Origin of the sequence: Acinetobacter sp. YH16056_T (genome assembly GCF_024605895.1) — a bacterium.
Lineage (GTDB): Bacteria > Pseudomonadota > Gammaproteobacteria > Pseudomonadales > Moraxellaceae > Acinetobacter > Acinetobacter amyesii.
Genome location: NZ_CP094554.1, coordinates 1 through 5716 on the forward strand (window position 1 = coordinate 1; position 5716 = coordinate 5716).

General features: G+C 33.8%; 5 protein-coding genes. 4 read left to right on the plus strand and 1 reads right to left on the minus strand.

The features are described from left to right. Window positions 1-217: 217 nt before the first annotated feature. The 4 genes from MST17_RS17130 (at window position 218) to MST17_RS17145 (ending at window position 4997) form a co-directional block, all read left to right on the plus strand. Entirely contained in the window at window positions 218-742 is a 525-nt protein-coding gene (locus tag MST17_RS17130; protein WP_180027365.1) for a spore coat U domain-containing protein, read from the plus strand. A 65-nt stretch (window positions 743-807) separates the two neighbouring features. Beyond that, on the plus strand, window positions 808-1515 hold the full coding sequence (locus MST17_RS17135) for a molecular chaperone (RefSeq protein ID WP_180027364.1): 708 nt from the start codon (window positions 808-810) through the stop codon (window positions 1513-1515). 15 nt (window positions 1516-1530) lie between these two features. After that, window positions 1531-3972, plus strand: coding sequence for a fimbria/pilus outer membrane usher protein (locus MST17_RS17140; RefSeq protein WP_179996612.1), 2442 nt, complete (start codon window positions 1531-1533; stop codon window positions 3970-3972). After that, window positions 3963-4997 (plus strand): spore coat U domain-containing protein, encoded by a 1035-nt coding sequence (locus MST17_RS17145; RefSeq protein ID WP_180027363.1) that lies wholly within the window; start codon window positions 3963-3965, stop codon window positions 4995-4997. Before MST17_RS17140 ends, MST17_RS17145 begins: the two co-directional genes overlap by 10 nt. 111 nt (window positions 4998-5108) lie before the next feature. Here MST17_RS17145 and MST17_RS17150 read toward each other — a convergent pair whose 3' ends face one another. Next, window positions 5109-5600, minus strand: a complete 492-nt coding sequence (locus MST17_RS17150) for a pyridoxamine 5'-phosphate oxidase family protein (RefSeq protein ID WP_039624381.1) — start codon at window positions 5598-5600, stop codon at window positions 5109-5111. Between the last annotated feature and the right edge of the window lie 116 nt (window positions 5601-5716).

A 5716-nucleotide genomic window follows, 5' to 3' on the forward strand; every position in this document is an offset into this window, starting at 1 on the left:
TTCGTATAACCTCTATTATGTTAAATAGTCCGAAGCGTATTCAGCATGATTCGGACTGGTTGCATTAAAATTAACATTTTTACAAAAAAATGTGGCTTGTATTACATTAATTTAATATAATTTATTGAATGTAAAGAATATCACTATTTAGTTGTACAGGTTTAGTGTGCTCTTTTCACATATATGCATTAACAATTCGATGTAAAAGGGTTCATAAATGAAAAAGGTTATTTCTTATGCTACGTTAGCAGTAATTGGGCTAATCGGTATTCAAGCCGCAAATGCTGCAACTACAACAGGTACATTAACTGTGAAAGCGACAGTTGCAAAAGGTTGTTCGGTAAATACCGATGCGTCTGGCACTGTAGCAAGTGCGGTGCTTGACTTTGGGACAATCACTTCTTTGACAGCCAATGTGGATGGTGACACTACTACTTCTTCTGGAACTTCTATCAAGGTATTATGTAACAAAGGTACAGATTATACAGTTGCATTTGGTGCTGGTAACAATGCTCTAAGTGGCGTACGTCGTATGGCGGGTGGTTCATCAGAATTTATTCCATACAATTTATATTTAATGTCAAATCGTGCAACTGCACTTGCAGTTGATGGCACGACAGCTTCAATTATAGGTGATGGTACTCCACAGACACTTGACGTTTATGGTCGTATCCCAGCAGGAAGTGTTTTACCAACTGCAGGTAATTATACAGATGCAGTGACATTGACGGTTACTTATTAACAGTTGCGTTGTATTAAGCTAGGTATTATTTGCTAGCTTAATATTTATTTAATGATAGGTTGATAATGAAAAGTATTTTTAGCTCATTACTGAAAATTTCTTTATGTATGCCAGTTTGTATTTATGCTGCATCGATTCGTTTATCGCCTATCGGTTTAGAACTCTTAGATACACAGTCGGCTACCACGCTAAATATTTATAATCAATCAACTGAAAGTAGTGATTTTCAGGTGCGCGCATTTGAATGGTCGCAAGTAGAAGGAAAAGATCAACTAATACCGACAGATGATATTGTCATTAGTCCACCAATATTTAAACTTGCTTCCGAAGGGTCTTATAATTTACGCGTTGTAAGATTGAATTCGGCACCTATTACAAATGAAAAGTCATATCGTATTATTGTGGATGAATTACCTAAGCCGGCAGATAGCCGTAAGGTAAGTCAAGGTGTAAATGTTTTACTTCGCTCTTCGATGCCACTTTTTGTAGTGAACAAAAATGCTTATTATGAAATTAAATGGAAAATTGAAAATAGTGAAAATCAATCATTTTTGATTTTAAATAATATTGGAACCAGACACGTTTTACTTAGTAGTCTCTCTATTATTGATAAAACTTCTAAAATGACCTATTTGATACCTGTCAACACACTGAATGGCTACATTTTACATAAGCAGACAAAAAGTTATGCGATTGCAAATAATTTTAAATTTCAAGCTAATCATGAATATAGCGTAACTTTAGTAGTAGATGGTAAAACCATCGTATTGTAAAAGGCATTTAATGCTATGAAATATAGGGTTCTAGCAGCATGTTTGATTTGTATACCATATACAACTGCTTATGCTATGTTAAGGGATGACACTCATGCTACGACTCCAATTATCCCTGATATTATCCCACAAAATATTACTAACAAAGAATCTAATATCAATTTGTTTTTGAATGTATCTGTTAATAGTGAAAATACAAGTGATTTAACAGCGGTTAAAAAAGATAATAATGGTAAATTATATATTTTAGCAAAGCATTTAAGAGCACTAAGAATAATATTAGATGAGAATATTTCTGATACACAATTAATTTGTTTAAATGATTATAAAAAAATTCAATTTAAATATGATGAAAGTAATCAGAATTTAGACTTAACTGTACCTCAAGAGATGCTTACTAGGTTTAGTCTGGATTTAGAAGGATCCAATGCGACTCCAAATCAGCTATTAAACTTAAAACCATTGAATGCAGCGATCATTAATTATAGTCTTTACAATACGATTAATGACGAACAGAATGTTTTTTCTGGATCTGCTGAAGCATTTTATAGCACTCGGCTAGGCAATTTCTATACAGGTGTTTTGTATAATGGTGATGATCTAAATGATTATAGCCATAATAAATTTGTACGGTTAGAATCGAAATGGCAATATATTAATCCGATAAAAATTAGACTTTATACCATTGGTGATTTTACATCAAACACTACTGACTGGGGTAACAGTGTGCGTTTAGGTGGTGCGCAATGGTCAAGTGCGTATGCTCAACGCTCAGACATTATTACTACAGCATTACCTCAATTCTCAGGATCAGCAGCACTACCATCAACGCTTGATTTATATGTTAATCAGCAAAAAGTATATTCTGGAATAGTGCCCTCTGGCCCATTCGATATTAAACAGTTACCTCTTATTTCTGGAAATGAGGTCACTTTAGTAACAACCGATGCTACAGGAAAGCAAAATTTAGTTAAAAAGGCATACTACTTTTCACCTAAAGTTTTAGCAAAAGGTGTTAATCAGTTTTCTGTAGATGTTGGTATGCCACGTTACAATTATGGTTCTTATTCGAATGATTATGATGATGGGGTGCTTTTTGGTTCGGGATCGATTCGTTACGGGATTAAACAATCGCTCACGTTAAGTGGTGGGATGGAAGCATCAACTGATGGATTGTCTAATGCAGGTATCGGTTTTGCACAAAACTTATGGGGTTTGGGCGTTGTAAATGCAGATTTTTCGTTGAGTAACTATAAAGATGAAAATGGTTATTTAAGTTCTATTGGGTTAGAAGGTCGGATTAATAAAGATATTTCATTTAATACAAGCTTTAGAAAAGTTTTTGATAATTATTATGACCTAGCACGTGTTTCAAAAGTTCGTTATGAAAATGGATATAATAAGAATGAAAAAGATGCAGAATACAATTTTTTAACATCAGGCGCTTTAGCTGATGAACTCTTTCGGGCGGGATTAAGCTATAATTTTTATAATGGTTATGGGGTTTATGCTGGTTATAATAAGATAAAATCACAAGAATCTCAATATAGCCTTTTATCTGCCAACTTCAATGCAAATCTTGGTAAAAACTGGAATTTATATGCATCGGTTTATAAAGATTTTAATGATGCTAAAAATTATGGTTCTTATATTGCTTTACGTTATACCCCATCATTTAAGTTTAATGCTATCACGAGCATGTCGAGAGATGCAGATAATACTACAAGTTACCGCCAAGAATTTAATGGCTTATCAGGCCCAGAAATTGGCTCATTAGGTTGGGGTGGCTATGTTGAGCACAATGAAAGAAGTTCGAATAACAATGCTTCAGCATATGTAAATTATCGGGCTCGACCTGCCTATCTCACAGCTAGTTATAGTCGATATAGTGATATAGATCAGGCTTCGTTATCTGCAACAGGTTCACTCGTTTTTGCTGCAGGAAGGGTTTTTGCTGCAAATGAAATTGGAGATGGTTATGCAGTTGTTACAAATGCAGGACCAAAAAGCCAAATCCTAAATGGTGGTGTTAATTTAGGTAAAACCGATCATCAAGGTCGTTTCTTAATTTCTAATTTACTACCTTACCAAACCCATCATATTTTCCTTGATCCAACCTATTTACCGTTGCAGTGGGAAGTGCCAAATACTGCACAGAAAGTAATTGTGGGGTATCGCCAAGGTGCACACATTGACTTTGATGCTCACCAAGTAATATCTGCTGTTGTAAAACTAGTAGATAAAAACAATAACCCTATTCAGCCTGGTTATAGCGTAACGATTAATGGCGAAAATACAGCACTCATTGGTTATGATGGTGAGGTTTTTGTACAAGGTCTACTACCTAAAAACATCCTTGATGTTGATTTGCTAGATCAGGGTTCATGTCAGGTTCATTTTGATTATGGTAGTGAACATTATTCATTAAAGAAATTAGGGCCATATGTATGTCAATAATTTGCACAAACTATCAAGTTACAATGAAAAATATAATTTCGACTAATTTGTGTAAGTTTTTGATAATTAGTTTTTTTATTCTGTTTATAAGCTTGTTTTTTAATAAAGCGCATGCTAAATGTAAACCAGTTGGCACAACTACAACTACCCATACTTATAATGCTACAAATTTGGATAGTCCTGCTAAAATTACCTTTACAGGAACAATAACTTGTACTGAAGGAAGTAGTTCCAATAAAGTTGAAAAATATATGTGCATGAAAACAATTTTTACAGGTACAACAACTGCAAATAGTTCAACATCATTACCTTATACGGTAATAGCTTCTGTGGGCGGTGCTGGTTCAACTTCAACTAATCAAACTTCTAATACATGGTACGGCCCCGTTACTACAGTATCAAATAACAATGTCATTGATTATTCTGTAACAGTAACTGTACCTAAAAGATCCTCTTCAACCAATATTTATCCAGTCGGTACGTATACTGCAGCAGTTAATCTTTATTGGGATATGCAAGGTGGCTCTGCCAGTCAATGTGAAGGGACTAGTTCTAGTACTGGTAGTGGATGGGATTCTGGTGGCACTACATTAACAGCTAACTATGTTGTTCCAAAAATATGTCAGCTCAATTCTACAGATGTAATAAATTTTGGTAGCATCTCTGATATTGGATCAACAAAAAATAATTATACCGCATCTGGAGCTATTTCAACGACTTGTAATAAGGCAACAAATTACACAATATATTTAGGTAATGGTAATAATTATAGTAGCAGTCGGCGAATGAAACATTCGTCTGCCACTGAATATATCCCTTATCAACTTTATAAGGATTCTAATTTTAGTAATCTTTGGAGTGAAACAGGTGGAACTACTAGCATAGGGGGAAGTGGTGGTCTTTCTCTAACAGGTATAGGTTCTGCTCAGTCAAGTACTGTATATGGGAAAATTGCATCAGGTATAACTATTGGTAGTACTCCTGGCGATTATACTGATAGTGTTATCGTGACAGTAACATATTAAAATGGTGACTAAACAAATATTTAGATATGCATCATAAACTAGACATTTTTATTGGTGAGAATATAGACATTTTGAATGGGTTCTAACAGCTCTCGTTTCGTATAACAGCCATTATGTTAAATGATCCATCATATTAGGATATTTTATCCATCTATAGTTATTAACCTTAAACTCTCTAACATGAGTAAAATCAGACCAAATTAATTTACTGCCTTTCGTCCACTTTAAAGATTGAATACGCAGATTTACTTTTAATTTTTCTTGTTCTGTTGCAGGTCTTAAATCCCCAAGCTCACCATAGAGTCTTACACCAGGATGAGAGTTAAATTGCCCTTTAATGAATGACGATAACCAAAAAACTTTGCTTGAGTTCACAGCACAGATACAAACATTTTTATTTTGTTTTAGATTTTCTGCTAATTGATGAGAAAATGAATCAAACAGAAAACCTGTTCCATCATCATTCAAGAAAACTGTTCCTATTGGAGTAATGTTAGGTATTCCCTCGATAGATACGCTAGCAATATTTACATGCATATTTGCTTTTTGCGCTTTAATAAAAACATCTTTAATTATTTTCCAGTTATTCAAATCAATTTTCATTTTTATAAGTCCTTATTCCAATTCCATTTATTTGTAACTTACATCTGTTTTTAGTTCATTGACTAGAAGAACTAATTTTATATTTTTATAGATATTCTAAAATTAACATAATACAC